This window comes from Polynucleobacter sp. MWH-UH19D (genome assembly GCF_040409795.1).
Classification (GTDB): Bacteria; Pseudomonadota; Gammaproteobacteria; order Burkholderiales; family Burkholderiaceae; genus Polynucleobacter.
In genome coordinates this window covers 295,628-318,323 of the sequence record NZ_CP099571.1, presented here as the reverse complement: position 1 = coordinate 318,323, position 22,696 = coordinate 295,628, and the positions used below count along the sequence as shown (strand labels likewise).

General features: G+C 40.5%; 22 protein-coding genes. 1 reads left to right on the top strand and 21 read right to left on the bottom strand.

Translation table 11 applies throughout. The features are described 5' to 3' along the window. Window position 1: 1 nt before the first annotated feature. The 9 genes from NHB34_RS01700 to NHB34_RS01660 all read right to left on the bottom strand — a co-directional run bounded on the left by NHB34_RS01700 (window position 2) and on the right by NHB34_RS01660 (window position 8,949). Window positions 2-721, bottom strand: a complete 720-nt coding sequence (locus NHB34_RS01700) for a formyltransferase family protein (RefSeq protein ID WP_353427846.1) — start codon at window positions 719-721, stop codon at window positions 2-4. Then, window positions 718-1,719: an N-acetylneuraminate synthase family protein gene (locus NHB34_RS01695; protein WP_353427845.1), complete on the bottom strand. Its 1,002-nt coding sequence runs from the start codon at window positions 1,717-1,719 to the stop codon at window positions 718-720. The genes NHB34_RS01700 and NHB34_RS01695 overlap by 4 nt, the downstream gene beginning before the upstream one ends. Window positions 1,720-1,730: 11 nt before the next feature. Further along, window positions 1,731-2,429 (bottom strand): GNAT family N-acetyltransferase, encoded by a 699-nt coding sequence (locus NHB34_RS01690; RefSeq protein WP_353427844.1) that lies wholly within the window; start codon window positions 2,427-2,429, stop codon window positions 1,731-1,733. A 19-nt stretch (window positions 2,430-2,448) separates the two neighbouring features. Then, a complete protein-coding gene (locus NHB34_RS01685; protein ID WP_353427843.1) occupies window positions 2,449-3,489 on the bottom strand; it encodes an NAD-dependent epimerase/dehydratase family protein in 1,041 nt (346 codons plus the stop codon). After that, window positions 3,482-4,612, bottom strand: coding sequence for a DegT/DnrJ/EryC1/StrS family aminotransferase (locus NHB34_RS01680; protein ID WP_353427842.1), 1,131 nt, complete (start codon window positions 4,610-4,612; stop codon window positions 3,482-3,484). The genes NHB34_RS01685 and NHB34_RS01680 overlap by 8 nt, the downstream gene beginning before the upstream one ends. A 28-nt stretch (window positions 4,613-4,640) precedes the next feature. Then, window positions 4,641-5,645: a Gfo/Idh/MocA family oxidoreductase gene (locus NHB34_RS01675; RefSeq protein WP_353427841.1), complete on the bottom strand. Its 1,005-nt coding sequence runs from the start codon at window positions 5,643-5,645 to the stop codon at window positions 4,641-4,643. Continuing rightward, window positions 5,642-6,316: an NTP transferase domain-containing protein gene (locus NHB34_RS01670; protein WP_353427840.1), complete on the bottom strand. Its 675-nt coding sequence runs from the start codon at window positions 6,314-6,316 to the stop codon at window positions 5,642-5,644. The genes NHB34_RS01675 and NHB34_RS01670 overlap by 4 nt, the downstream gene beginning before the upstream one ends. Beyond that, on the bottom strand, window positions 6,316-7,593 hold the full coding sequence (gene tviB / locus NHB34_RS01665; RefSeq protein WP_353427839.1) for a Vi polysaccharide biosynthesis UDP-N-acetylglucosamine C-6 dehydrogenase TviB: 1,278 nt from the start codon (window positions 7,591-7,593) through the stop codon (window positions 6,316-6,318). The genes NHB34_RS01670 and tviB overlap by 1 nt, the downstream gene beginning before the upstream one ends. A gap of 150 nt (window positions 7,594-7,743) precedes the next feature. Beyond that, complete coding sequence (locus NHB34_RS01660) at window positions 7,744-8,949, bottom strand: hypothetical protein (RefSeq protein WP_353427838.1); 1,206 nt, start codon at window positions 8,947-8,949, stop codon at window positions 7,744-7,746. A gap of 66 nt (window positions 8,950-9,015) precedes the next feature. Between NHB34_RS01660 and NHB34_RS01655 the strand changes: the two genes are divergently transcribed. Continuing rightward, a complete protein-coding gene (locus NHB34_RS01655) occupies window positions 9,016-10,056 on the top strand; it encodes a glycosyltransferase (RefSeq protein WP_353427837.1) in 1,041 nt (346 codons plus the stop codon). A 28-nt stretch (window positions 10,057-10,084) separates the two neighbouring features. Here the strand turns inward: NHB34_RS01655 and NHB34_RS01650 are convergent, their stop codons facing one another. From NHB34_RS01650 to NHB34_RS01595, 12 genes are all read right to left on the bottom strand, one after another. Next, window positions 10,085-11,455, bottom strand: coding sequence for a hypothetical protein (locus NHB34_RS01650; RefSeq protein ID WP_353427836.1), 1,371 nt, complete (start codon window positions 11,453-11,455; stop codon window positions 10,085-10,087). A gap of 46 nt (window positions 11,456-11,501) precedes the next feature. Beyond that, on the bottom strand, window positions 11,502-12,488 hold the full coding sequence (locus NHB34_RS01645) for a glycosyltransferase (protein ID WP_353427834.1): 987 nt from the start codon (window positions 12,486-12,488) through the stop codon (window positions 11,502-11,504). 122 nt (window positions 12,489-12,610) lie between these two features. Continuing rightward, window positions 12,611-13,453, bottom strand: a complete 843-nt coding sequence (locus tag NHB34_RS01640) for a glycosyltransferase (protein WP_353427833.1) — start codon at window positions 13,451-13,453, stop codon at window positions 12,611-12,613. A 5-nt stretch (window positions 13,454-13,458) separates the two neighbouring features. Continuing rightward, the gene (locus NHB34_RS01635; RefSeq protein ID WP_353427832.1) at window positions 13,459-14,583 is read right to left on the bottom strand and encodes a glycosyltransferase family 4 protein; all 1,125 of its coding nucleotides are present in this window, start codon (window positions 14,581-14,583) and stop codon (window positions 13,459-13,461) included. A 5-nt stretch (window positions 14,584-14,588) separates the two neighbouring features. After that, window positions 14,589-15,533: an NAD-dependent epimerase/dehydratase family protein gene (locus NHB34_RS01630; protein ID WP_353427831.1), complete on the bottom strand. Its 945-nt coding sequence runs from the start codon at window positions 15,531-15,533 to the stop codon at window positions 14,589-14,591. Window positions 15,534-15,560: 27 nt separating this feature from the next. After that, on the bottom strand, window positions 15,561-16,445 hold the full coding sequence (locus NHB34_RS01625; RefSeq protein WP_353427830.1) for an alpha-1,2-fucosyltransferase: 885 nt from the start codon (window positions 16,443-16,445) through the stop codon (window positions 15,561-15,563). Further along, window positions 16,442-17,449, bottom strand: coding sequence for a glycosyltransferase (locus tag NHB34_RS01620; RefSeq protein WP_353427829.1), 1,008 nt, complete (start codon window positions 17,447-17,449; stop codon window positions 16,442-16,444). The genes NHB34_RS01625 and NHB34_RS01620 overlap by 4 nt, the downstream gene beginning before the upstream one ends. 3 nt (window positions 17,450-17,452) lie before the next feature. Then, a complete protein-coding gene (locus NHB34_RS01615) occupies window positions 17,453-18,241 on the bottom strand; it encodes a DUF268 domain-containing protein (protein ID WP_353427828.1) in 789 nt (262 codons plus the stop codon). Beyond that, on the bottom strand, window positions 18,238-19,761 hold the full coding sequence (locus NHB34_RS01610; protein ID WP_353427827.1) for an oligosaccharide flippase family protein: 1,524 nt from the start codon (window positions 19,759-19,761) through the stop codon (window positions 18,238-18,240). The genes NHB34_RS01615 and NHB34_RS01610 overlap by 4 nt, the downstream gene beginning before the upstream one ends. A gap of 5 nt (window positions 19,762-19,766) precedes the next feature. Then, window positions 19,767-20,699 (bottom strand): glycosyltransferase family 2 protein, encoded by a 933-nt coding sequence (locus tag NHB34_RS01605; RefSeq protein WP_353427826.1) that lies wholly within the window; start codon window positions 20,697-20,699, stop codon window positions 19,767-19,769. 16 nt (window positions 20,700-20,715) lie between these two features. After that, window positions 20,716-21,723, bottom strand: a complete 1,008-nt coding sequence (gene galE, locus NHB34_RS01600) for a UDP-glucose 4-epimerase GalE (RefSeq protein ID WP_353427825.1) — start codon at window positions 21,721-21,723, stop codon at window positions 20,716-20,718. Then, window positions 21,720-22,694: a GDP-L-fucose synthase gene (locus NHB34_RS01595; RefSeq protein WP_353427824.1), complete on the bottom strand. Its 975-nt coding sequence runs from the start codon at window positions 22,692-22,694 to the stop codon at window positions 21,720-21,722. Before NHB34_RS01595 ends, galE begins: the two co-directional genes overlap by 4 nt. Window positions 22,695-22,696: the final 2 nt, after the last annotated feature.

Sequence of the window (22,696 nt, the reverse complement as noted above, 5' to 3'; positions counted from 1 at the left end):
TTTATACTACTTGCTGAGAATATTGTTCAAATCTTCCTACGCATATTTCCTTGAGCTCTGTTGGCATGGCGGAATAATATCTGCCAAGATGTAATAATTTTCGACTGGGTACCTCACGAAGTTTTGAAGCACAATCGATTAAGGTAAGTGCCATCGTTATACATAATTCAGTATTTACAGATCTAAGAGACTCGATTGCCATTCCTCGAGAAATTTTAATGTCCCCCTGCATTACAATATTTCCTGTGTCTAATTCCAAGTCCAGACGATGCAGTGTTGTAACAAGGGAAGAAAAATCATGATGATATATAGCCCATAAATGACTATCTAATCCACGATATAGAGCCGGGTCGCCACCATGTAGATTAAATATTTTTCCGGGAAATAAATTAATAATTTCCTTTCCCAAACGTCCAACCCCGAATGCAATTACGACGACAGCCTCCTCTTTTGATAGAGCTTCGATTGCCTGAGGGCTATTTAAAGAATCGAATGACTTAACAAGTGCTATATCGGCGATGGAAATTTTTTTTCCAAAAAACCACTTATTCAATTCAAATTCATCTCGGCGTATTTCAAATGGATGACTTGTTTTAAATGGAAATAAATTTCCTTTTGACTTTTCACAATAAACAGAAATTTCACCAAAAGAACTGGAAAGCTCTTTTACAAAAAAAGCATGGTGTATGGTTTCAGTGGTCAGAATAACTATTTTTTTCATATTAAATTATCTTTTGTTATCAACTCTCCCTGAATAACATCTCGCAGAATTTTTTTACCAATTACCTCATTTTCCCTTCCAACTGAAAAGCCATTACCTGGCCTCACCCATGTTAAATCTTCTTTGCAAATCAATTGTCCAGCATTAAGGGCGTGAGAAGCAGCAATTGATCTCCTCATAAGCTTTACCATATCTATTTCGCAAGGCTGCAAATTTTTTACTCCACTCCCCAACAGAATTGACGCTTCACGAACCTGAGTTACCAAGCTTCTCATTTCTAAAGGGTCTGCAGATAGTTGATGGTCACGAAAGTCTGACTGGTTCTTGCTCAAGGTAAAGTGCTTCTCAATAACTCCCGCACCAGCTGCGACAGCCAAAACACAAGCCTGGATACCCAGGGTATGATCCGAGTATCCAATAATTAAATTTGGGAAAATATTTTTCAGGGTTGAAATTGCCCGCAAATTTGCCTGATCAACAGGGACTGGATAGCTGGAGACACAATGCATGATAATTAAATTTTCATCCCTCCCTCCAATGCCGTGCCAGAAATCAACCAGATATTTTAAGGCACCTAAATCTGCCAAGCCAGAGGAAATTATTGTTGGCTTCTTATAAGATGCCACCTCCTCAATCAATGGGAAGAAATTATTATCTCCAGATGAAATTTTAAAAATCGGTTGAATTTTATTTAGAAATGCAGCACTTTCTAGATCAAAAGGAGTTGAAAAAAATACTATTCCTAATTCTTCTGCTCTTTTAGCAATCTGTAGATACTGCTCGTTTGATAGCTTAAATTTATTAAGTCTTTCTAGCCTAACAGAATCTTCGCTTGAAACATATTTTGCTGGTATGAATGTTTGGAACTTAACAGCATCAACACCTGTTTTTGCGGCGGCCTCCACCATCTCCAACGCTAGATCAAAGCTACCCTCATGATTGTTACCAATTTCAGCAACAATAAACACTTTGTTGTTTCGATTAAAACTATAGTTCATATAAGAAATTTTTATAGGTGGCAATGAAAAATATAGTGTGCAGAGGTAATATAAAACCCCATTTTGAGATATAGAGAAATTGAGGGGAGATTTGCAATCTGAGTACCCACTTTTACAATATCAATCTTTGCTTCACAATTTTGGATTGCAAACCCAATCATCTTTTGGGCGACTCCTTTATGGCGATAATTCGCACCCACTGCAATGAGGTCGATTATAAGCACACCGTCTTGACCATGTAATAGCTGCAAAAAACCAGAAACAATGCCACCATCCTCTGCCACAACCATCCAGTCACCTCGAGACCCCCTGAAGTAATTCTGGGCCCACTCTACCTTTATTTTTTCAGCAGTTTTGTGCGCTATACCAGGATCGCCATGAAACCTATCATAGGTAAATGAGTTAGCTGCGATTTTTAAAATCGCCTCCTCATCAGAGGGATTTGCAAATCTTACATTCATACTATTCACTAATAAACCGCTTTTATCACGTAATTTTTGCAACTGGATATTAGTGTCTACTAGAAAAAAATTAAGTCCCTGTAAATGTTTGCAATCCCGAATATTGCTGACAGGTACTTTTACCATCACAAGCGCTGGGCCTTGTGGCAAGTGTGAAGGAGTTAGTTGCGATGCGAATTTAGAGTCAACTTGAAATACATTCTTCCCCAAAATTGAGCTTAGCCATTGATCCTTATCGAAAGTTTTCATAGCTTATGATGAAACTACTTCATCCCGAAAATAATTTAGGGTTATGCTCCGCGAAGTCCTTGTACCACTTAATATATTGAATAAAGCCTCTTTCAAGGGGATACTCAGGGGCATATCCAAGCAGCTGTTTAGCCTTATCAATGCTTAATGTCCCACGTTCAGGCATCAAACCATCTCTTGGATTACGCATCAACTTCAAGCCCGGAAATTCTGACAACACTATTTCAGCCATTTGGTTAATTTGCCTTGCGCTTCCGAATGTAATGTTAAACGTTTCGTTGATAGCCTCTTCTTTGGATATTGTAAGAATTACACCCTGAGCAAGATCATCAATGTAAGTAAAGTCAAGACCATCCGTTCCATCGCCATTAATTGTAAGAGGTCGACCCATTAACGCATTCTCAATGAAAGCTTGACCAACCCTTCTACTAACACAGCGCTCACCATATAAAGCAGATGGCCGGATAATTGTATAAGGCAAACCAAATACCTGGTTATAGGCAATTACTAGTTTTTCCGCTCCGTACTTTAGTGCGCCATAAATTCCCAAGGGATTGCATTGCCTATCTTCAGTAACTGCATTACCTTCAAAATTTCCATACACCATTGATGACGAAAAATAAATTACATGTGTACCACTACTCTTGCTTGCATCTAAAACATTTTCAAGAGTGCGCATACTATGATCAAAGGTTGAGAATGGATCTTTGTTTGATCTATTGGCATGTGCAATAGCTGCCAAATGTACTATTGCATCTGGCTTGATAGAATTAAGTGTATGACTAATTAAGTGGTAATCGCGCACGTCGATAATGTGTAGTCCCACCTCATTTTGTCTTAGCAAATTTAATCTCTCATTAATAAATGAGATATAACGCTCAGCATTTGGATCTGTTGTGTAACCGCTTGTGTAATACCCTAAGTTATTCACCTGCAAACCATCTACAACGTGAGGCTCCGCTCCAAGACTTTTTAATTTGAGGGCTAAATTATGCCCAATAAATCCTGCGCCTCCAATGATTGCGATGCGCTTACCTTTGAGGTTTGTAAATTTATCCATTTATATCTTTCATAATTTCTTTAAGCTCGTCAGCCATATAAACTACCTGCTCAGGCGTTACATGGGGGGCAACAGTAAGCGCAATAATCCCATCGCTTATGCGTGTTGCATTAGGGTATGAGGTTACCTCATAACCATACTTATTTTTATAATAAGTCATTCTGGGGACAGGTTGCGGATAATAAACGCTGGTACCAATGCCCTTTTGCCCAAGCTTGGTCATAATTTCACCGCGGCGCGAAATTAAAGCCTCATCAAGAATTACTCCGGCGCAATAATGACAACTCTGTAGGCGATTGTCGAACGGTTGAGGCAATAATCTCAACCCATTTGCTCCAATTAGATTTTTCTCAAGCAACTCAAAATTTTGCCGCCTTTTTTCTAAAAATACAGGCAATTTTTTTATTTGCTCAATACCGATAGCAGCATGAATTTCGCTCATACGATAGTTGAATCCCAAGGCCACCGTGTCGTAAAGACCTGGCTCTTTTCGCTCTGAGTGGGTTCTATCGACACCAAAAGCTTTTAATAGCCTCAAGCGCTTTGCAAAATTTTCATCTTTTAATATGATCATTCCACCTTCAGCGGTTGTCAAATGCTTAACCGGATAGAATGAAAATACTCCAACATCGCCATGAAGACCAACGTGAATGTTATCAATTTTTGCTCCGGGCGCTAAGGCGCAGTCTTCCAAGACGAATAAATTATGTTTTTTAGCAATCTCTACAATTCTAGGCATATTTGCTGGCACGCCCAAATAATGCACTACAGCAATTGCACGAGTTTTTGCAGTGATTGCCGACTTAATTGCATTGATATCAATATTGCCAGTTTCCATCTCGGCATCCACAAAAACTGCCTTTGCGCCTGTTAATTCCACTGCATGGGCGGTTGCTACATGAGTTTGCGCAGGAACGATGACTTCATCCCCTGGACCATAGCCAAGTGCAAAATAAACTAAATGCATTCCAGCCGTACATGAGGAGACGCTTACAGAATAGGGTGCCCCCGTATACTCACAGAAATCATCCTCAAATTTAGTGGCTAAGGGGCCATGAACTAGTATTGTGCCTTCAAGGACCTTCATTACGGCTAATTTTTCCTCATCGCCAATAATCGGCATGCCAAATGGTATATTCAAATCTACTCCCTTACTCAACTTTGACTAAGCATTTTTCATTTAATGAGCGCTCTATTGCTAATGATGTCGACATGGCATCAAAAACTTCTTTTTCGGCAACTTGAGGTCTTTTCGCAGTCAAAATATAATCTATAAAACTTGGAATCATATCACCCTTGTTTGCGCTCGGATATGAATCTTTAACAATCTCAGGTGGCAACAGCGGATCTCTAGAGAAGTAATAGAATGCACCATCATGCCCGTGAATAAATGTGCCTTTTGTTCCATAAACACAAAGCTTATGTCCATGTGGAATTACACTTCCAAAATTTGCACTAACTTTGGCAACTAGACCAGACTCAAACTTTATTAGAGCGGCCACAAAATCTGGATATCTAAATGCGCTACCCTTTGTTGAGATTTGATTACCAAACGCGAACACTTCGCAAGGAACTTGGCCAGATAACCATAAAATAAGATCGATTAAATGTATACCACCCCCATGGGTTACAGAGTAAAAAGGGATCTGCCCTCTCCAGCTATCGGTCAACTTTAGCAATCTTCCGTAGTCATAATCTCCTTCAAAATAATACAATTCACCAAGATCACCGGCAGCAATTCTTCTATATAACTCCTCAAAGCGAGATTCACGTCTAAGAATGAGATTTGAGGATAGTCGGATATGTGGCTTACTCTGAAGCGCTTTTTTTATCTCATTCAATTCATGCTGAAATAAGCAAATTGGCTTTTCCACAAATATGTGCTTATCATTCTGGATAGCAAGCATAATTTGCTCATAATGAAAGGTGTCAAACGTAGCTATAGAGACAACGTCAATCTCAGGATTCCTCAGTACACTTTTCGCATCTTCATACAAATCAATTCCAGGATACCTACCCCCCACCTCCAGCAATTTAGATTTATTAAAATCGCACAGAGCGACAACATTACATCGTTCATCCTGTTGATATCCAGCTATGTGTCGCTCACCAACTCCTAGACCAATAATTCCAACCTTAAGCAGCTGTGAATTCATAGATCAAACTTATCAATCAATTTTACAAAATCCAGCCAGCCATCATCTTTCCCACTTGAAAGATTAACTATCGTAGATATTCTTTCAAAATCTTCGAGAGTATCAACTGAAAGTTGATACTCTCCCGCTTGAAGCTCTGCTGAAAAATTTTTAATTTTGTAAGCACTAGAATTTCTGTAAAACGCTTTAGTAACATGCTCACGATCATCAAGATCTATTAAATCACAGCACATGCGCTTATACGAGGTACTCCGAATTATCTCTACAGACTGACCTTTTGGAAAAGTTCTATGTAATACATTTGTAACCAAATCGTAATTTTCACGCCTATACTCTTCCACTGCCTTATCGATTAACTTGGGATCAATTAAAGGGCTATCTGCACTAATTCTTATAAATTCTTCAGCCCCCTCTCTTTGAATTACAGACAGGAATCTTCCTGCCACGTCATCAAGCGCCCCCCTAAAATAGGAAAAATTTCGCAAACGACAGAATTGCTCTATTGGATCGTCCGATGAATGGTTGGAAGTTGCAATAACCACCTTCTTAACACCACTAGATTGCAGTACTCGGTCGCAAACTCTTTCAAGCATTGGTCGCCCAGAAATATTCATAAGCACCTTTCCCGGAAGACGCACCGAGGACATTCGAGCTTGAATAATTAGCAACATTAGAGCCTTAAATCGGTCCGATCTCTTGGAAAGATACTTTTAATATCGAACAAAACATGCTTCTCTTTTCCAAGCGCATGAATCTTATCAACACCCATTTCCTTAAAATTATCGTGTGCAACAAGCAATACAATTGCATCATATTTAGCAGGATTGAGCTCAGTAGTCAGCGTGATGGCATACTCTCTTAGAGCTTCCTCAGGTAATACCCAAGGGTCATAGACATCTAGATCACATTCAAAATCCCTTAACTCTGCTATAACGTCAACAATTCTGGTGTTACGAATATCAGGGCAATTTTCCTTAAAAGATAAACCCATTAGAAGAATTTTTGAATTTCGTACCTGAATGCCATGCTTCATCATTAGCTTAACAAGTTGTGACGATATATAGGCCCCCATACCATCATTCAACCTTCGCCCCGCCAATATGATTTCAGGATAACAGCCAATCGCTTGACCTTTATGTGTTAAGTAGTAAGGGTCAACACCAATACAGTGGCCACCAACCAATCCAGGACGAAAGGGCATGAAATTCCACTTTGTTGCTGCAGCCTTTAAAACAGCTTCAGTATCAATCTCAAGTCTATTAAATATAATTGCCAATTCATTCATTAAGGCAATATTTAAATCACGCTGGGTATTCTCCACCACTTTAGCAGCTTCTGCAACCCTAATACTCTCGGCTTGATATGTCCCAGCCTCAATGATTGACTTATAAAGTTCATCCACAAAATTTGCTGTTTTAGGATTTGATCCTGAAGTAATTTTTTTAATTGATGAAAGGGTTCGAGTCCTATCGCCAGGGTTTATTCTTTCTGGGCTATAGCCAACAAAAAAATCTCTGTTATATAGAAGTCCAGAGACCTCCTCTATCACTGGAACACACTCCTCTTCAGTTGCGCCTGGGTAGACTGTTGATTCAAAAATTATAAGATCGTCTTTCCCAATTGATTTCCCAACTATTCTGCTTGCAGAGAGCAAGGGTCTTAAATTAGGTTGTTTATGCTTATCAACAGGTGTTGGAACGGTAATTATGAAACAATTACAGTCCCTCAATAAAGCATCATCATCGGTGAAAAGTAAATTTAAATTTACTAAGGAGCCAGGACTTACCTCCTTAGTAGCATCCTCCCCATTTCTTAATTCCTCAACACGTCTAGAGTTAATATCAAATCCGATTACTGAGAATTTTCTTGAAAATTCTATAGCCAAAGGAAGACCAACATATCCCAGGCCCACAATGCATATTTTTAATTTCCTTAACTCAACATTCATAACTTAAACCTTTAATAAGGGTGATCTCTATTCTAAGAGCTTTCACAATGATTTAATAATCAACATACTGTTAAATTTTTTAACACGCACATACCAATAAGTTCATACGAAGGCGCTTTACCGAAAGTTATTAACATTCTGCATAATTTTTTAATAGCACCCCCTAATGCCCGCTCTCAGTGGGTTAGGGCTACGAGCAAGATAAATACAATAGAAGAGGATGACTAGAATTGCTCCAATGGTGTAAGAGTAGAAGCAATCTAGAAAAATAAAGTAGGAAAAGACACTCAGCGCTAAACTTTCAATTGATTTTGTATTTTGGAGTTCTGAGCACTTTATAATATAGATGCAAAACAATACAAACAGTGATACTAACCCTGGTATCAAACCATAATTTACCATATCTGTTAAATAATACCCTTCAGCATTAAATAAGAATAGTGGCTCGTTTTGATTAAATGGCGAATTGATTAAATTGATTGATATTGGATGAAATATCTCTGGCTGCAACCGAATATAGCTATTGAAATTTGACAGATTGCTTGTGATGACTTCATAACCATATTCCCAACGAAATATTCGCTCATTATGAGCCGTTAATTCTGGGTTATGGCTTGCCAAGTAAGCAACACCTAAAAATACCCCCAGAACAAAAGCGGCCGATAATCCATAGATGATGATTCTTTTTGTCTTAAGATAAAAAAGTAGATAAAGGGCTGCTATGAGCGCTAAAGAGACTAGTCCTCGTTGAGCTCCGCTGATGAATACGTTGACTACAACCAGCAATATAACGAAGCGACTCTTGAAGAAAATTCCACAAAATAAAGCCACCAAAGATATGTCGATACTATAAAAGGGGTGACTTAGAACTCCGCCGGATCGTCCAATCAAGTCACCGGGCCTTATCTCTAGAGGGGTCCCATAAAAGCTCACTCCAGATAATTGAGCGTAAGCATTAAAAGTTAAATCTGCAACTAATAGGGCAATACAAAAATAGTAAAACCCTTTTTTTGTTTCATCTCTTAAAGCAACAAACAGCATAAATAGGAAAATGATATCAATAATTATTTTTCTAAATAAAATCTTGGTATTTTCGATATTAATATCATGTAGATTATTTTTTGTTATTATTGCAATAATAACAATCTTAAATATTAATAATCCAGATATTATTAAATATTCCTTACAAGGCTTTATTAATCCACCGACAGCAATAATGAATATAAATAATATTGGCAATCCTATGGATTGTTTAAATATTGTTAGCAATAACAATAAGCCCATAATAAAGCCCAATATTAGGTCTTTATTACTCTTAATATAAATATTTAGTGGGTTCTGATAAGATTGGCTCATTCTATATTCTAGACGCTTACTGCCACCATGTTTGCTTCATTCTCTTGCTTCTTATTGTCGTTCTTTTTGACAGCACTTTTCATTCGATATCGCAATCTTCATGAGAATTTTTCTGCAGACACTGATTTTAACAGTCCGCAGAAATTTCACTCTAAAGCAGTCCCCCGTATTGGCGGGCTCGCTATCTTCTTGAGTTTGTTATTTGCGGGCGTTATAAGACTTCTATCAGATACCTATAGCGCAACTTTGCTGCTGTTTCTCCTGGGCTGCAGCTTTCCAGCATTTTGCTTTGGGCTGATGGAAGACCTCACCAAAAATATCTCACCAAGAATGCGCCTACTCGCTTGTTTTGGTTCGGCCATTTTGGCAAGCTATTTTTTAGGAGCAATACTGCATTCAATCGATCTACCCTGGGTTGATCCATTACTGCAATACCCAGTCATTTCATTGGCTGTGACTTGCATCATGATTGCTGGGCTAACAAATTCATACAACATTATTGATGGATTTAATGGTCTAGCCTGTATGGTAGGAATCATTAGCCTGGCAGCAATTGCTTATGTGGCGTTCAGAAGTAATGACAGCACTCTACTATTTGTTGCAGTTGCAACAATCGGAGCAATTCTGGGATTTTTCATTTGGAACTATCCAAGAGGCCTCATTTTTCTTGGCGATGGCGGCGCTTATCTTCTGGGTTTTTCCATTGGTGTTTTATCTGTTTTATTGGTAGTGCGAAATTCTGCGGTATCCCCTTGGTTTGCAGCCTTGATTAATATCTACCCCATCTTTGAAACTATTTTTTCAATCTGGCGCAAGAAATTTATTAAGAAGATGAGCCCCGGCGTTCCCGATGGGGTCCATCTTCACATGCTGATATACGGGCGTATTGCGCGCTGGGTTGATCCAGGAAATGAAAATGCCCTGATTTCAGATAACGCCCGTACATCCCCGTTCTTATGGATGTTTTCTAGTTTGGCGGTTTTTCCTGCAACCATCTGGTGGCAAAACACTTTTGCTTTACAAGCGCTGACACTGGCTTTTTGCATTTTCTACATTTACATTTATCGCAGTATTGTGCTTTTCAAAAAACCACGCTGGCTAAAGTAATTAAAAGTACTTTTTCAATACGGGTTTGTTATCTTGAATTCGATTCACCTCTTAAATCCATAAGCTTATTCCAACATTGCATTTGCCAACCATTTCTATCTTCGATATCAGAAACCCCCTCCGCAGGTGCAGGGCCAGAAATCCACAGATCATAGCGATTCTGAATTTTGCTCCACATAAAAATGTTTACATATAGACTTAAGAGTAAAAGTAACACATAAAAAATTATAAGCAGTCTCTTAAAGGGGTTTATGAGACTGACCGACCTCGTTACTAATGCGCCCCAAATCCCAAAAAAATATATCGAAATAAAAATACAAATTGTAGGACTAACAAAATGCCAGTAAGCTTCGTATGAAAAAAATTGAGCCAACCTATTCACCAAGCATTGCAAGTATGCAAATATTGAGAAAAATAAAGAGAGGCTAAGAATATTTTTAGATGAAAGAGCGTACGACGAAAAGCCTCGAAGAAAATAAAAGCCATAAGTAAGAAAACCAAACAATACAGCCCCGTAATTGAAATAAGACTTCATCCACTTTAACGTACCATCGAATACAGACATCTTCACCATCGAAGTTAATGACGTCCACGTCATTTCAACCTGAATATTTAGCGCTCTCATCCTTATTAAGCTTCCTGGCACAAAGATGTGGCAAGCAATCACACCTACCAAAAGGCCGATACATAAAGGCATCCAAAAATTGCCCGTTACACACAAAGCCTCACTCTTGAAAAATCTAGCCGCAGCAATAAGTACAAGTCCAATCAGCAGAAGCGACAAGGAAAGCGTTGTTCCAGCCGTTCCGGAAACTAATCCAATAATCAAGCCACTTGTCATTAATAAAAGAGGTGAATTTTTAAAAACTCGTGGAGTAATTACTATGGCTGCTATTAAGATTTGCAACTGAATGACATACTGCCCATTCAGCGTTTGCCAAAAGGTTAACCCATTCGCCAGGAGTACTGAATAGTGTAGGTAGTGATTAATCGCCGGGGTTGCCCATAAATAAGTCCACCATCCAAACGCAAGAAAAATTACTGTAGTTAATTTCTCACGAGAATTAGCAGCAATATTTTGATCTATTAAATTTACAATAATTCCCATACCCAAGGCAGCAGAAATAAAAGGGATGGCCGATGCAAGTCCATAGGGAAATAAAGCGAGAGGTATGCCCACAAAAAGCGAACCGGTAAATACAGAAAGTAAAAATCCGGACCACGTATCAAACCAATAACCTATTCCACCAATAAATCCAAATTCAGCGGAAATGCTTCCGTAACAATAGTCATCTGCCGCAGGACGGAGCAGTCTCGCCATATAGCAAGTAATTGCTACGCTTAAAGCCACTACACATACTGAACTTATGTATATAAATTTATTATTTAATTTTTTCATTAGCTATATATGAGTTGATCCATTCAGTGTTGCGCATGAGCCCACTTTATTGCATATTAAAATTTGCTCTGCGTGTTGGCTGACTAGAGACCATATAAAGCGGCTTACCCATTGCAATCCCAACTGCAAGAGCTAGATATTCAGCAAGCAACCCTAGCGAGACCATTATTAAGCCAGAAAAAAATGATATAAAAATCAGAATTGAGGCCCAGCCCTGCACCGGGGTTTGCGCTATCAGCTTGGAATAAAGAACGTAAAATAGTACCCCCATTGCTGCAAACAAAGAAAAAATACCTGAGAAAGTTATAAGTCGCAAGGGTCTAGTACCCGCTGTGAGAATCATTCTCCAGAAATGATTGATCAGCATTAAGCAGTTATATCCAGAATCTCGGGATTCATTTCTTAATTTAACTGGGCAGTAGCCAATTCGATTTGCAATCCAAAATAAGGCGATATCAAGATAAATTCCGTTGCTGCAATAAGAAGCCAGAATTCTAGAAATCTCTCCATTTATCAATCTAAAACTATTGAAAACACCTACCTGATACTCACCGCCCAACAGTTTCAATGCTATTTTTTTTGCGAGTGAACTAAAAAAATTTCTGATAAATCCATGCGGAGGAATATTAGTCGGTCGTGCGTAGACGATTTGCAGTGAATTGTTAAGCGCAACGTCCAGCATATTGCCAATATCACATGGGTCTTGCTGCCCATCTTCATCAAGCGTCACCACCCAATCGCCATTTGTACTTGCCATTCCGGCCAAGGTTGCCGCATGCTGACCATAATTTCTTGTAAGCCATACACCTTTAATAAAGGGATATCTTGAGATTAATTCTTCAATTGTTTGATCAGAATTATCTGGGCCACAATCATGTACTAGCAAAATCTCGCTCACCATAAAAAGCGATCCTTCGGAAGTATTTTGAACGCCAGTTAGAGGCTCTATCTCTTTAATTAATTTACCAAGGCAAAATTCGCCTTTATAAACTGGAATCACAATTGAGATTCTGATTGGCTGATGATTTTTCATTATTTAAAGCCATTTATAGTTATTTAATATACAAACATATTAGATAATATAAGCAAACAGCTTGATTGCCTAGAACCACTCATCAAAACCAGCCCTACATTACGTAAATCTCTAAGCGCATCTCATATTGCAGATTTTCTTAAGAAATAATGATAGATACAACCTCTGAGCCTTGAGGGCATCACGAAGATGATTGACCGTAACAATCCATCTAATAAGCCGCGGCTAATGCCCTTGAGCCCTGAATCCACAAGCAGTCTTTGCATTTCCCACTCGGCCTTGGCGTATCTCCACCCACCACGCCGCGCATACATCTCTTTTCCAGCTGTGGCAAGCACCAATACTTTAAAAATATTGAGTACTCTCTTTTGTCTTACTAAGAATTGACACCAGAGTGCGTAATCTTCTCTAAGGTATACATCGGGATAGCCTCCGCATTCTAAAACTGCACTACGGCGATAGGCTACTGTCATGTGGTTAAAGGGATTACGTGATTTTACAAACTGACGGATGTCTACCTCTGAAGTGGGTACCTCTCGTATTGCTACAGAGTTGCCTTCCTTATCGACCTCCAGAATATTGCTTCCTAGCAAATCTACCTCTGGATTTCCTTGTATTGCTTTAGCTAACTCTGAAAATCGATTAGGCAAATTCATATCGTCCGCATCAGCCCTAACGATCCATTCTGTGTGAATGTGTGCAATCCCTGCATTTAAAGCCTTAGCTAGTCCAATATTTTTTGACAGTCGCAAGAACTGTATTTTTGGGCTATAAGCTTTTTCCAAGGAACTAATTGCAGAATCTAACGCCTCCGGCACTGGGCCATCAACCATAATTAGGCAGTGATTGGGCAACAACGTATTTGCAAAAACTGATTGCACTGCCCGATTAAATAGCTCAACATCATCATTGCGATAAACCGCCATGAGTACCGTAAATCCACCGGGAAATTGATTTACATTCAATGGATTTACCCCTTGAGCGCTAAAGCAACTGTTTTTTCCACTGCAATGCAAAGCTGCTCCCGCACTTTAGCATCGGTATACCGCTCGGCACAGGAAGATTTACCCTGCTCAGACAGTTGGCTCCATAAAAGCTCGTCAGCTATCAACTGATTTACCGCCTTAACATGGCTTGATAATTCGCTTGCATGAAGACCGCCCTCCAGTGCCGCCACCGCACCAACGGGTGTGGCCACAAAAGGCGTTCCACTAGCCATTGACTCTAGCAAAGTAATAGGCAGAGCTTCGGTGATAGAGGTTTGTAACACCAAAATGCTGTGACTAAATTCAGTAACGAGATCAACTTCATGGTCTTCGCAAAATATTGCTCTTGCCTCTAGTTGATGTTGCTTTACGAATTCCTGGCAGCAAAGATAGTAGGCGCCTTCTCTTTTGCCTACGAACTTCATAGTAAGAGATGTGGGCAATTCATTCAAAATAGCTAAGGCCCCCAACTGGTTTTTCACTTCAGAGAAATAACCTACCACCAGAATTTGATTACTTCGATCAGAGCGTGCTTTTATAGACAACACTTTTATTGCAGGAGAATTGGTTAATTCAAAAACGGGCTTATGAAGTGATCTGGCTAGATCTCGATCATAAAACCGAGGAGATTTGACGTTTAAATCCAAAGCGGTAATCGCCGTGAGCTTTTTCATTCTGGATGTCAAGAAAAAATACTGATAAGGGAGCCAAGCAAGATATCGAATCCAATTACGCACAGTATTACTATAAGGATGAATAGAAATTCCATGGCTAATCATGAGCGAAGGAATCTTTTTTTCGTAGGCAACATCGATCGCAGCCTCAGTCAAAGCGGTTTGCCATGTCTCTAAGATGATCAGGTCTGGGGAAATAGAATGAATTGTGTCCTGTAGCAACTTTTTATCCACTTTTGCCGGAGCATACAATGCCCCAGATCCAGAACTGGGAATATAGTATTTTTTGGCATTGAGTGACTCTTGTTCAATAGCAGCATTTGAACCAAGAACATGCAGCTCATGCCCTAAATCAATAAGCATCTTGGCATGCTTTTGGGCTGCAAGACTGACGCCCGATCGCTCAACGGTAGGCCAACTTCGAGAGACCATCATGATTCTCATGAGGCCTTAGGTTTACCCAGAAATAATGAGTCAACTAAACTCTCCAAGCCATCCTGCAAATCAATTTTTGGCTTCCACCCTGAAATACTCATCAGCTTAGTCGAGTCCAGCACATTGACTGCTACATCAAATGGACGTGCTGGTAATTGCTCTATTTGCACTTCGTACCCAAGCTTAGCAACAATAGGCGCTAGAGTATTCAGAACATCTAGATTGGATCGACCAACTCCAGAGCCAATGTTATAAATCTGACCAACCTGCCCGTGATCCATGGCAGCCAGTATTCCAGCGGCTAAATCATTTATCTCAAGATAGTCTCGAATAGTGCCTTGCGAACCAAAAACCTGTACTGCCCTATTTTGCTCAATCAAGGCTAGTGCAGTCGCAATAAACCCTTGACCTCTAAATGGAATCTGGCCTAAGCCATAAGGGTTTCCCGGCCTCAAGGAAATGTAGCTCAAGCCATGGCTCACGCTAAATAAATAGGCATAGTGCTCAATGGTGAGCTTAGTGAGTCCATAAGGTGAGATCGGGAGTGTCGGATGATCCTCAGCAATTGGCACTGATTGGGACTGGCCATAAACCGCTCCGCCAGAGGACAGTAGCACCAATCGTTTTTGATGCTTTGCACACAACTGCATTAAGCGCAGCACAGGCGGTAAATTTTCATTCAGGTCGAGCAGTGGATCGTTAAATGAAGTATTGGGTACCGTTGCATAAGCTAAATGCACCACTTCATTATTTTGCTTTACTAGTGCTTCAAGTAAATCCGCATTATTAAAGTCGCCTTGTATATATTGAATGGTCGGTATTTTTTGTTGGGCAATCTCAGATCGCCCTAGCACTTGTACCTGCCGACCGTTCTGCGCTAGTAATGGAGCCAAATGGGAGCCTATAAAACCCGCTCCACCAATGAGTAAAGTGGATGATGATTTAGGCAAGTTAAAGGCTGATCTAGGCATAAAGACTTACAGTCGAATCCATGATGAAGGAATAAGGTCTTTGGTATTGATGGGCTTAATGAACCAGTTCTTAGGCGCAATCACGATTTTATCTTTAGAGGGATTTAGCCAAGCGCCCCACCAACTAAAGGAGCTATTGGCAATCACGTGATGATTACATAAACTCATTAAAGCCATATCTTGGTAGCTGTTGGCACCGGTATTATGGCTCACGAAATGCACTGGATGGGTGGCAAAGTCCACATTAGCTTTAGCCCATTCAATATCATCTGAAAATACAAAAAGCTCCAAATTCGGAAGCTCCTTTAATAGACACTTCAAAGCATTTGCGTAATAACTTGGCGGGAGAGCTCCGTGATAAGTATTAGCCTTGGGGTTACTCACAAAGTCTCCACGCCTAATATGAAGACTCACAGCACATGCAGAGTCTTTGATTTTCTGAGCCAGCTCGATATTGACTGAATCTACAAATGGCTTAAAGGAGAAATCACGACGGATTTGCTCTTCGTAATCTAGGAAATATTTTTCAGACTGCCAGTAACCGAATATATAGGCATTCTCAGGACAGTTCTGTAGGCCATCCCAATACTCAAAGTGCGGTTCGCAGATAAACTTTTTCGGAAGATTTCTCAGAAGCGGCAGGCGCGACAAAATACGGTGTGCTAATGGGGACTGAAAAATACCAAGCACTTTTTTTAGATCTGATTTGTTCGCCAAACTGATATGAAGATCAAAGATACGCCCAAGCTCAAAGCCTTGATGCATCACCCGCTTCTCATAAAGTGATACATCGACGAGAAAATCAACCCCCTTTCGCGCAGCAAGTGCTTTTGCGTTGGCGTACTGGAACATTTGATTGCCCAAGCCACCATTGAGGTTTGCAATGATCATGAAACAACCCTTAAGAGCTTTTTGAGCCGCAGCCTCAGTTGTCCCGAGAGCAGCCTATTCAATCGTCCATCTGTAAGTGAGTCTAGGTAGTTTAAGCGTAGTTGCTTTAAAAGAGATAGCTCTTGAGGGCGCATTGCCTCTCTATTTAATTGGGATTTGGTGGCTACAGCCGCCATTACTGCGTCCAACAGCTTTTGGGCCCCTCTCCAGCCGAAGGACTTCATCAGCTTTGGTGGATAAACACGATGCATCAAATGCGCCAAAGCTTGAACATCATCTGACTCCACCGATTTATCTAAAGCCCATGCAATATTCTCAGCACTTAACATGATCAATTTTTTAGAGAATGGGTTTTCTCCATCTCGAGACATACTGCCACCAACCTCGCGGTAAGCCAATAAAACCTCAGGTAGATTTGCAACTGGATACTGCCTAGCAATCCTCGACCATAATTCATAATCTTCTGGCGGCTGACGATTGGGATCAGTTGTATAGCCCCCCATTTTTTCAATAATCGCTTTATTCATCATCACCGAGCTATGAACAAAGTAGTTATAAAAAATTAATCCGGCACGCAATTCTTCGCTGGAGCATGGGTGTCGATGCAATCTATCTGATACGGCATCATCCGCCCAAATTTGCGCTGCAGCTCCAACCATGGCGCATTCTGGGTGGGCATTCATGAAATGGATTTGCTTTGCCAAGCGATCCGGAAAACTCATATCATCTTGATCCTGCCTTGCAATCAAAGGGCCTTGAGCCAGGCTAATACCTTTATTGAGGGTTGCCGCAAGGCCAATGTTAGATTGCTCGAAGGATCTAATTCTGGGGTCGCCATATGAATTAATAATTTCCTGAGAGCTATCTTTTGAACCGTCATTAATAATAATGAGCTCTAAATTGCGATAGGTCTGCTGCAAAATACTATCAATTGCCTCGCACAGATATTGAGCACCGTTATAAACAGGCAAAACTACGCTCACTAGATCAGATTGCAAATTCACCAGCTATGCGCCCATCTTCTTAAAAACAAAAATGCCTAATGCATAGTTTTGAGATGCCAGCTCATCCAATGGAATGCTATGCGGTTCGTATTCACTTGAACTGCAATCATTGTTAATCACAATCATTTTTTTAATTTCCAAATAATTCAATTTTGCTTCTTCCAAAATGATCCTTGGATCAAACACTCGATTAGCATTAAATTCCACTCGATTCACACCAATTGGCGTTGAGAGATAAAAGGTGCCGTTCTCCTGCAATAAGGCAGCCATATTCTTAAGCCCTGCTTGATATCCATTAACATCAATTGGGTCGCCGTATCTACCAAGCCCAAAATGCTCAATGGCATGAAGGCATGAAATCGAGTCGCAGTAGTTTGTTTTAGCCGTCAGCGGATTCATTAAATCCGCTTGAATAAAATTCACATTCGGAATTTTTTTGCGTACTGGTCGCACATCAAAGACCTCAATAGATCGAAATGCAGCTACATGAGCCACAAAACCATCTATCCGCGAGCCAATATCAACATGCTTTACTGGATTTGCTTGGTGCACCATTCTCGCTACTAACAGATCTTGCCAAAAATATTCACTGTCGGTATCGCCGCCCTCTTTACCCCAATCATTTAGTGCGGGGTAATAATCTAGCCGACCAGAATACTGCGATTGAAAGCGATTTAAATCTCTAAAGTAGCGGGGCAAACCGCAAATGAATCGATAGGCCACCTTGGGATTGATACCAAACTGCGAGGTTAGAAACCACCGGATGCGATTTTTTGTTGTTTGCCAATTCATTCGTGCACCGTCCGCTTATGCAGGCCTTTTTTAACAAATTCAATAATATATTTTCGCAGTAAATTAGCTGACAACGTTGTCGCAATGATTGCTATCAAGCCAGAGCCCGCCAAATACAGAAACCAAAGTAGCCGATTTTCAAGAACACTAGGGCGCAAGAGGTATGCCAATAGGATGACAACAAGACCAGCCAATAGAGGCAATAGAGTATCTTGGAGATACCATTTCCACATCTCTCCCCTCAAAAATTGACGGTGCATGATTGGCACAATAACGCTGACAAAGCCTAAATTGATAACAGCCCAAAACCACGCAATTCCAATCACACCAGAAATTGGCACTAAGAAGTAAATTCCAGGGACAAAGATTAGAGTTGCCAATAAATTACCAATCAAAATAATTTGGGTTACGCCATTAGCCAATTGAAATTGATAAGGCATCCACATCAAGCTATTTAAATAGCAACCAATTACCAAGACCGATAGTATGGGTGCAGCATTTTTGGCCAAATCCATATTTCCAGACCACATAAAAATAGCGGGTTCAGCAAAAAATAATAAAACTAGAGCCACCGGTGTAGTCAGTGCGGCAACCAACTGAGATCCTTGGTGGTAGTAGCGTATCAAAACCAACTCTTCAGCTCGCGTTGACTTTTCGACCATAAAAGGGAAAAAACCGCTCGTAATTGGGCCAACAACCATATAACAAATACCAGCCAAAGTTGCCGCCAACATGTAGTAGCCGTAAATATTGAGATCTAAGAGTTTGGAGAGCAGTAATTTATCTAACTGGGTCAGCATCATCGCAATGAAATTAATAGCAACCATGCCCCCAGCAAACTTCCAAATACCCTTTACCCCCGGCAAGGAGAATTGAGCGCGATGGGGGGCTGCAGGCAAGGATCTATTTAATTTATAGATATAAAGACCCACCGCCAAAATAGAGACTAACGTATGCCATAGGAAATAAGCTTCTAGTGTTGGGGATACCCAAAATAAAACACCAATAACTCCAATATTTCTTAAGGCAGCTAGAAAAATATTCCACAGATTGCACCAAACCTGTAGTTGCAAACCAATAAGTGCAGCGCGATAAAAGCCCTCGATGTAGCGCAAGGCAACTAAGGCTGCAATGATGATCAAACTATGATGAATCGTTTGGGCTTCTAACTCCCCAGGTTTGAACCACTCGTAGCCAAAATAACTTGAGGATAGATAAATCGAACTCAAAATAATGAAGGCGATAGTCATACAAAGAATTTCAAGACTTCTCAATAAATTCCGAATAGCTTGAGCGGTATAAACACCCCCCAAGAAGCGACTCATCTCGCGACCAAGTGCAGGTGTTAAACCCAAGTCCAACAGAACGAACCAAGCCTGCAAAGTAGCAAAAAAACCAATGATGCCGTATGACTCAATACCCAAAATCCGCACATAGGCCGGAATAAATAAAAAGCCAATGAGAGCGCCCCAGATTTGACTGAGGAAATTGGTGAGGAGACTTAACTTAATAGAGCGCAAGATAGTTAAACCATGGCGCGCAAGACATCATTCGCTTTTCTGCGAATTTTTAGCTCAAGCAGCTTTAATCGTCTTCCCAAACTAGGGAGTCCAATAATTTTCAGAGTCTGACTAGGAATGTCACCCATAAATCCATACTGACGAATCTCTGACTCTCGTTTTATTTCATACTTTAGGACTAATTCATTGAGATAAGCAACATAGGGGTCCAGATTTATTTGACCTAGCGTTTTAATATGGTCAAAAAAATAAAGGTACTCATAAATGAGCAGGCCTGGATTGTTTTGACAAGAATTAGTAATTTGATGTTCAGCATCAGTAGTGCTATAAACCAATGCCTTTGAAGTAAAAGTAAATTTAGTTTTGTCCAGAATTTCTGCATACTGAAAAACATCAACTAACCACTTTAAATTTTCACGATACCTTTTAAAGTACTCTCGCCGAATAATAGTAGAGCTCGGAGGCCCTATACAATTTCTAAGCATCAAAGGCATAGGATTAATCTTTAGGGCGTCAATATTCTTAGGACTTGCATACTGATGTGTATAAAGATCTGAATATGGTCTTTTAGTGTTCACGCCAGAAAAAGCAAAACCTACTTTTTGATCCTCACCTATTAAATTAACAAACTCGCCAAGACTATCTGGACTAGAAAACCAATCATCATGGTGCATGATTTTGATCAGCGCCCCGCTGGATAAATCAACCGCTCTATTCCAATTAGCAGGCGATCCGAGGGCTATTGCATTTTTTGAGTAAATTAACTTGCCTGAAAAATCAAAATCCTTTAGCAGCTCTTGCACAGAACTATCGGGACTATCATCCGATATGACCAACTCATAATCTGTAAATTCTTGAGCTTGAATAGACTCCAATGTTTTTCGTAGGAATGGTATTTGTGAATAGACTGGTATACAGACTGAAACGAATGGTTTCATTGAAGATGTCGCCTACTTAAGCAATGGAGCTGCGATAAGTTTGCCATTTATATGAACTTACGCATATGTCTTCTAAGCCTCTTTTGGCGACCCAACCTAGATCAGACTTAGCCTTTTCTACACTGGCATAGCAAGCCGCAATATCGCCAGGACGACGCAGCGTAAATTCAAATGGAATCTCAATTCTGGAGGCCATTTCATAGGCCTTAATCATCTCAAGAACGCTATAGCCCTGCCCAGTACCAAGATTAATCGCCGTCCAATCTGACAGACCCTCTAGATAACTTAAGGCGGCTAAATGGCCTTCAGCTAAATCCATGACATGAATGTAATCTCTCACCCCCGTTCCATCTGGAGTTGAGTAGTCATTACCAAAAATCTTTAGTTTTGCTAACTTACCTGCAGCGACCTGGGCGATAAAGGGAAGTAAGTTATTAGGTACGCCGTTAGGATCCTCGCCAATCAAGCCTGAGACATGGGCACCCACGGGATTAAAGTAGCGCAAACATAAAACATTCCACTCTGAATCGGATGCTTTCAAATCTTTCAGAATTTCTTCAATATGCAACTTTGTGCGGCCGTAGGGATTTGTTGCGCTTAACGGATGTTGCTCATCCAATGGAAGATATTGCGGATCACCGTATACCGTAGCCGAAGAACTAAAGACTAAATTCTTGACGCGAGCTTGGTTCATTGCTTCTAGCAAACATAAAGTGCCATAGACATTACTAGAGTAGTACTCCAGAGGTATTATTGATGACTCACCAACCGCCTTCAGTCCCGCGAAATGAATTACTGCATTAATTTCATGGTTCTGCAAAGTCTTGGTTAACAAAGGAGTATCTCGAATATCACCCTCAACCATCGCAACTGGTTTTCCAATGATTTTCTCTAGGCGCTCAACAACACTTTTATTGCTATTGCAAAAGTTGTCATAAATAACGGGTGTATGCCCTGCCTCGCTCAATGCAATAACAGTATGGCTGCCAATATAGCCTGCCCCACCCGTTAGCAGAATATTCATTTTGATTGAACCTTCATGTCGGCATAAGCCAAGGCCAGGCCCTCGTGCAACCCAACCAAGGGCTTCCAACCCAATTGATTTAATCGGGTTGAGTCCATCCACTTTCTAGGCGCTCCATCAGGCTTGCTTGAATCTAAGCCAATTGAACCCTCATACCCAACCGCTTTTGCAACAGCTTGCGCCAATTCCAAAATAGTGACGTCACTACCAAAGCCAACATTAATGTGACTTTCCATGGGCTCAACATTGCTATCGTATCTGGATTTATCTAATTCCATCACAAACACTGAGGCAGCTGCCATGTCATCGACATATAAAAATTCACGCTTTGGAGTGCCAGATCCCCAGATCACCACTTCTGGTAACCCAGCAATCTTCGCCTCATGAAAGCGACGAATCAAAGCCGGAATCACATGGCTATTTTCAGGGTGATAATTATCTCCAGGGCCATACAGGTTGGTAGGCATCACAGAGCGGTAATCAATACCATGTGACTTGCCATACTGTCGGTTGTAACTTTCACACAATTTGATACCAGCAATTTTGGCAATGGCATAAGGCTCATTGGTAGGTTCAAGCTTGCCAGTAAGCAATGCATTCTCGGTCATCGGCTGTGGAGCCAATTTCGGATAAATACAACTGGAGCCTAGAAAAAGTAATTTCTGAACGCCGCTAACGAAAGCTTGATGAATCACATTGGCTTCCATCATCAAATTTTGATAAATAAATTCTGCAGGGAAGGTATTGTTGGCATGAATACCCCCTACCTTTGCTGCAGCCAAATACACATGTTCTGGCTTTTCTTGCTCAAAAAAGGTTTTGACTGCGGCCTGATTGGTTAAGTCCAGCTCTGCGTGTGTACGGGTAACAATGTTGCTATAGCCCTTGGCTTTTAATTTCCTGACAATGGCTGAACCTACCATCCCGCGATGGCCCGCAACATAAATTTTTTGATTCAGTCTAGAAGACATGC

Coding starts and splice junctions, on each gene's coding strand:
- NHB34_RS01700 (WP_353427846.1), bottom strand. CDS start 721: ATGAAAAAAATAGTTATTCTGACCACTGAAACCATACACCATGCTTTT.
- NHB34_RS01695 (WP_353427845.1), bottom strand. CDS start 1,719: ATGAACTATAGTTTTAATCGAAACAACAAAGTGTTTATTGTTGCTGAA.
- NHB34_RS01690 (WP_353427844.1), bottom strand. CDS start 2,429: ATGAAAACTTTCGATAAGGATCAATGGCTAAGCTCAATTTTGGGGAAG.
- NHB34_RS01685 (WP_353427843.1), bottom strand. CDS start 3,489: ATGGATAAATTTACAAACCTCAAAGGTAAGCGCATCGCAATCATTGGA.
- NHB34_RS01680 (WP_353427842.1), bottom strand. CDS start 4,612: ATGCCGATTATTGGCGATGAGGAAAAATTAGCCGTAATGAAGGTCCTT.
- NHB34_RS01675 (WP_353427841.1), bottom strand. CDS start 5,645: ATGAATTCACAGCTGCTTAAGGTTGGAATTATTGGTCTAGGAGTTGGT.
- NHB34_RS01670 (WP_353427840.1), bottom strand. CDS start 6,316: ATGTTGCTAATTATTCAAGCTCGAATGTCCTCGGTGCGTCTTCCGGGA.
- tviB (WP_353427839.1), bottom strand. CDS start 7,593: ATGAATGTTGAGTTAAGGAAATTAAAAATATGCATTGTGGGCCTGGGA.
- NHB34_RS01660 (WP_353427838.1), bottom strand. CDS start 8,949: ATGAGCCAATCTTATCAGAACCCACTAAATATTTATATTAAGAGTAAT.
- NHB34_RS01650 (WP_353427836.1), bottom strand. CDS start 11,455: ATGAAAAAATTAAATAATAAATTTATATACATAAGTTCAGTATGTGTA.
- NHB34_RS01645 (WP_353427834.1), bottom strand. CDS start 12,488: ATGAAAAATCATCAGCCAATCAGAATCTCAATTGTGATTCCAGTTTAT.
- NHB34_RS01635 (WP_353427832.1), bottom strand. CDS start 14,583: ATGATGGTCTCTCGAAGTTGGCCTACCGTTGAGCGATCGGGCGTCAGT.
- NHB34_RS01625 (WP_353427830.1), bottom strand. CDS start 16,445: ATGATCATTGCAAACCTCAATGGTGGCTTGGGCAATCAAATGTTCCAG.
- NHB34_RS01615 (WP_353427828.1), bottom strand. CDS start 18,241: ATGAATTGGCAAACAACAAAAAATCGCATCCGGTGGTTTCTAACCTCG.
- NHB34_RS01605 (WP_353427826.1), bottom strand. CDS start 20,699: ATGAAACCATTCGTTTCAGTCTGTATACCAGTCTATTCACAAATACCA.
- galE (WP_353427825.1), bottom strand. CDS start 21,723: ATGAATATTCTGCTAACGGGTGGGGCAGGCTATATTGGCAGCCATACT.
- NHB34_RS01595 (WP_353427824.1), bottom strand. CDS start 22,694: ATGTCTTCTAGACTGAATCAAAAAATTTATGTTGCGGGCCATCGCGGG.